Origin of the sequence: Streptomyces aurantiacus (genome assembly GCF_001418335.1) — a bacterium.
In the GTDB taxonomy this organism is placed as follows: domain Bacteria; phylum Actinomycetota; class Actinomycetes; order Streptomycetales; family Streptomycetaceae; genus Streptomyces; species Streptomyces aurantiacus.
In genome coordinates this window covers 1-5,007 of sequence record NZ_LIPP01000259.1, presented here as the reverse complement: position 1 = coordinate 5,007, position 5,007 = coordinate 1, and the positions used below count along the sequence as shown (strand labels likewise).

Genomic DNA, 5,007 nt, shown 5'->3' with positions numbered 1-5,007 from the left:
GGATTAGTGGCGAACGGGTGAGTAACACGTGGGCAATCTGCCCTTCACTCTGGGACAAGCCCTGGAAACGGGGTCTAATACCGGATGATACTTCCACTCGCATGGGTGGGGGTTGAAAGCTCCGGCGGTGAAGGATGAGCCCGCGGCCTATCAGCTTGTTGGTGAGGTAGTGGCTCACCAAGGCGACGACGGGTAGCCGGCCTGAGAGGGCGACCGGCCACACTGGGACTGAGACACGGCCCAGACTCCTACGGGAGGCAGCAGTGGGGAATATTGCACAATGGGCGAAAGCCTGATGCAGCGACGCCGCGTGAGGGATGACGGCCTTCGGGTTGTAAACCTCTTTCAGCAGGGAAGAAGCGAAAGTGACGGTACCTGCAGAAGAAGCGCCGGCTAACTACGTGCCAGCAGCCGCGGTAATACGTAGGGCGCAAGCGTTGTCCGGAATTATTGGGCGTAAAGAGCTCGTAGGCGGTCTGTCGCGTCGGATGTGAAAGCCCGGGGCTTAACCCCGGGTCTGCATTCGATACGGGCAGACTAGAGTGTGGTAGGGGAGATCGGAATTCCTGGTGTAGCGGTGAAATGCGCAGATATCAGGAGGAACACCGGTGGCGAAGGCGGATCTCTGGGCCATTACTGACGCTGAGGAGCGAAAGCGTGGGGAGCGAACAGGATTAGATACCCTGGTAGTCCACGCCGTAAACGGTGGGAACTAGGTGTTGGCGACATTCCACGTCGTCGGTGCCGCAGCTAACGCATTAAGTTCCCCGCCTGGGGAGTACGGCCGCAAGGCTAAAACTCAAAGGAATTGACGGGGGCCCGCACAAGCAGCGGAGCATGTGGCTTAATTCGACGCAACGCGAAGAACCTTACCAAGGCTTGACATCGCCCGGAAAGCATCAGAGATGGTGCCCCCCTTGTGGTCGGGTGACAGGTGGTGCATGGCTGTCGTCAGCTCGTGTCGTGAGATGTTGGGTTAAGTCCCGCAACGAGCGCAACCCTTGTTCTGTGTTGCCAGCACGTCCTTTCGGGGATGGTGGGGACTCACAGGAGACTGCCGGGGTCAACTCGGAGGAAGGTGGGGACGACGTCAAGTCATCATGCCCCTTATGTCTTGGGCTGCACACGTGCTACAATGGCAGGTACAATGAGCTGCGATACCGCAAGGTGGAGCGAATCTCAAAAAGCCTGTCTCAGTTCGGATTGGGGTCTGCAACTCGACCCCATGAAGTCGGAGTTGCTAGTAATCGCAGATCAGCATTGCTGCGGTGAATACGTTCCCGGGCCTTGTACACACCGCCCGTCACGTCACGAAAGTCGGTAACACCCGAAGCCGGTGGCCCAACCCCCTTGTGGGGAGGGAGCTGTCGAAGGTGGGACTGGCGATTGGGACGAAGTCGTAACAAGGTAGCCGTACCGGAAGGTGCGGCTGGATCACCTCCTTTCTAAGGAGCATCTAGGCTGCCAGGCATTGTCTGGTGGTCCAGGGCCATTACGTCGGCATCTGTCCGACGGTGGTTGCTCAAGGGTGGAACGTTGATTATTCGGCACTTTTGACTGTCTTCTCCTTCCAGTACCGCTCTTTTGAGTGGGGAACGTTGAGGGAAGCGGTGGAGAGTGTCGGGCACGCTGTTGGGTGTCTGAGGGTATGGCCGCAAGGTCTGTCTTCAGTGCCGGCCCCAGTGAACTCGAACCGGTTGGTTCGGGGTGGTGGGTGGTTGGTCGTTGTTTGAGAACTGCACAGTGGACGCGAGCATCTGTGGCCAAGTTTTTAAGGGCGCACGGTGGATGCCTTGGTACCAGGAACCGATGAAGGACGTGGGAGGCCACGATAGTCCCCGGGGAGCCGTCAACCAGGCTTTGATCCGGGGGTTTCCGAATGGGGAAACCCGGCAGTCGTCATGGGCTGTCACCCACATCTGAACACATAGGGTGTGTGGAGGGAACGCGGGGAAGTGAAACATCTCAGTACCCGCAGGAAGAGAAAACAACCGTGATTCCGGGAGTAGTGGCGAGCGAAACCGGATGAGGCCAAACCGTATGTGTGTGAGACCCGGCAGGGGTTGCGCATGCGGGGTTGTGGGATCTCTCTTTCACAGTCTGCCGGCTGTGAGACGAGTCAGAAACCGTTGGTGTAGGCGAAGGACATGCGAAAGGTCCGGCGTAGAGGGTAAGACCCCCGTAGTCGAAACATCAACGGCTCGTTTGAGAGACACCCAAGTAGCACGGGGCCCGAGAAATCCCGTGTGAATCTGGCGGGACCACCCGCTAAGCCTAAATATTCCCTGGTGACCGATAGCGGATAGTACCGTGAGGGAATGGTGAAAAGTACCGCGGGAGCGGAGTGAAATAGTACCTGAAACCGTGTGCCTACAAGCCGTGGGAGCGTCGCTGTATGTGCTTGCACATGCAGTCGTGACTGCGTGCCTTTTGAAGAATGAGCCTGCGAGTTTGCGGTGTGTTGCGAGGTTAACCCGTGTGGGGAAGCCGTAGCGAAAGCGAGTCCGAATAGGGCGGTTTAGTAGCGCGCTCAAGACCCGAAGCGGAGTGATCTAGCCATGGGCAGGTTGAAGCGGCTGTAAGAGGTCGTGGAGGACCGAACCCACCAGGGTTGAAAACCTGGGGGATGACCTGTGGTTAGGGGTGAAAGGCCAATCAAACTCCGTGATAGCTGGTTCTCCCCGAAATGCATTTAGGTGCAGCGTCGTGTGTTTCTTGCCGGAGGTAGAGCACTGGATAGGCGATGGGCCCTACCGGGTTACTGACCTTAGCCAAACTCCGAATGCCGGTAAGTGAGAGCGCGGCAGTGAGACTGTGGGGGATAAGCTCCATGGTCGAGAGGGAAACAGCCCAGAGCATCGACTAAGGCCCCTAAGCGTACGCTAAGTGGGAAAGGATGTGGAGTCGCACAGACAACCAGGAGGTTGGCTTAGAAGCAGCCATCCTTGAAAGAGTGCGTAATAGCTCACTGGTCTAGTGATTCCGCGCCGACAATGTAGCGGGGCTCAAGCGTACCGCCGAAGTCGTGTCATTCCAGCACATAGCCCCAACGGGTGCTGGGATGGGTAGGGGAGCGTCGTGTGCCGGGTGAAGCCGCAGCGGAAGCTAGTGGTGGACGGTTCACGAGTGAGAATGCAGGCATGAGTAGCGATACACACGTGAGAAACGTGTGCGCCGATTGACTAAGGGTTCCTGGGTCAAGCTGATCTGCCCAGGGTAAGTCGGGACCTAAGGCGAGGCCGACAGGCGTAGTCGATGGATAACCGGTTGATATTCCGGTACCCGCTGTGAAGCGTCAAATATCGAACCAGGCGATGCTAAGTCCGTGAAGCCGTTCCGGACCCTTCGGGGAAAGGAAAGTGGTGGAGCCGACGGTCCAGACCTGTAGTAGGTAAGTGATGGGGTGACGCAGGAAGGTAGTCCATCCCGGGCGGTGGTTGTCCCGGGGTAAGGGTGTAGCCCGAGAGATAGGTAAATCCGTCTCTCATCAAGGGTGAGACCTGATGCCGAGCCGATTGTGGTGAAGTGGATGATCCTATGCTGTCGAGAAAAGCCTCTAGCGAGTTTCATGGCGGCCCGTACCCTAAACCGACTCAGGTGGTCAGGTAGAGAATACCGAGGCGTTCGGGTGAACTATGGTTAAGGAACTCGGCAAAATGCCCCCGTAACTTCGGGAGAAGGGGGGCCATCACTGGTGATCTGACTTGCACAGTGAGCTGGGGGTGGCCGCAGAGACCAGCGAGAAGCGACTGTTTACTAAAAACACAGGTCCGTGCGAAGCCGTAAGGCGATGTATACGGACTGACGCCTGCCCGGTGCTGGAACGTTAAGGGGACCGGTTAGTCACATTTCGGTGTGGCGAGGCTGAGAACTTAAGCGCCAGTAAACGGCGGTGGTAACTATAACCATCCTAAGGTAGCGAAATTCCTTGTCGGGTAAGTTCCGACCTGCACGAATGGCGTAACGACTTCTCGACTGTCTCAACCATAGGCCCGGTGAAATTGCACTACGAGTAAAGATGCTCGTTTCGCGCAGCAGGACGGAAAGACCCCGGGACCTTTACTATAGTTTGATATTGGTGTTCGGTTCGGCTTGTGTAGGATAGCTGGGAGACTGTGAAGTGCGGGCGCCAGCCCGTGTGGAGTCGTCGTTGAAATACCAGTCTGGTCGTGCTGGATGTCTAACCTGGGTCCGTGATCCGGATCAGGGACAGTGTCTGATGGGTAGTTTAACTGGGGCGGTTGCCTCCTAAAGAGTAACGGAGGCGCCCAAAGGTTCCCTCAGCCTGGTTGGCAATCAGGTGTTGAGTGTAAGTGCACAAGGGAGCTTGACTGTGAGACCGACGGGTCGAGCAGGGACGAAAGTCGGGACTAGTGATCCGGCGGTGGCTTGTGGAAGCGCCGTCGCTCAACGGATAAAAGGTACCCCGGGGATAACAGGCTGATCTTCCCCAAGAGTCCATATCGACGGGATGGTTTGGCACCTCGATGTCGGCTCGTCGCATCCTGGGGCTGGAGTCGGTCCCAAGGGTTGGGCTGTTCGCCCATTAAAGCGGTACGCGAGCTGGGTTTAGAACGTCGTGAGACAGTTCGGTCCCTATCCGCTGTGCGCGTAGGAATATTGAGAAGGGCTGTCCCTAGTACGAGAGGACCGGGACGGACGAACCTCTGGTGTGCCAGTTGTCCTGCCAAGGGCATGGCTGGTTGGCTACGTTCGGGAGGGATAACCGCTGAAAGCATCTAAGCGGGAAGCCTGCTTCGAGATGAGTATTCCCACCCTCTTGAAGGGTTAAGGCTCCCAGTAGACGACTGGGTTGATAGGCCGGATGTGGAAGCCCTGTAAGGGGTGGAGCTGACCGGTACTAATAGGCCGAGGGCTTGTCCTCAGTTGCTCGCGTCCACTGTGTTGGTTCTGAAACCACGAACAACCCCATACTCCTTTGTTTGGTCACGGGGGGTGTGGTGCGGTTGTTTGAATCAGAGTTTCAAAGTGTTTCGGTGGTCATAG

Annotated in this window: 2 rRNA genes; both read left to right on the top strand. The window is 57.2% G+C overall.

The features are described 5' to 3' along the window. Positions 1 to 1,445, top strand: a 16S ribosomal RNA gene (locus tag AOK01_RS29870); the annotation flags it as partial. 316 nt (positions 1,446 to 1,761) lie between these two features. Further along, positions 1,762 to 4,885 (top strand): 23S ribosomal RNA (locus tag AOK01_RS29865). Positions 4,886 to 5,007 lie beyond the last annotated feature (122 nt).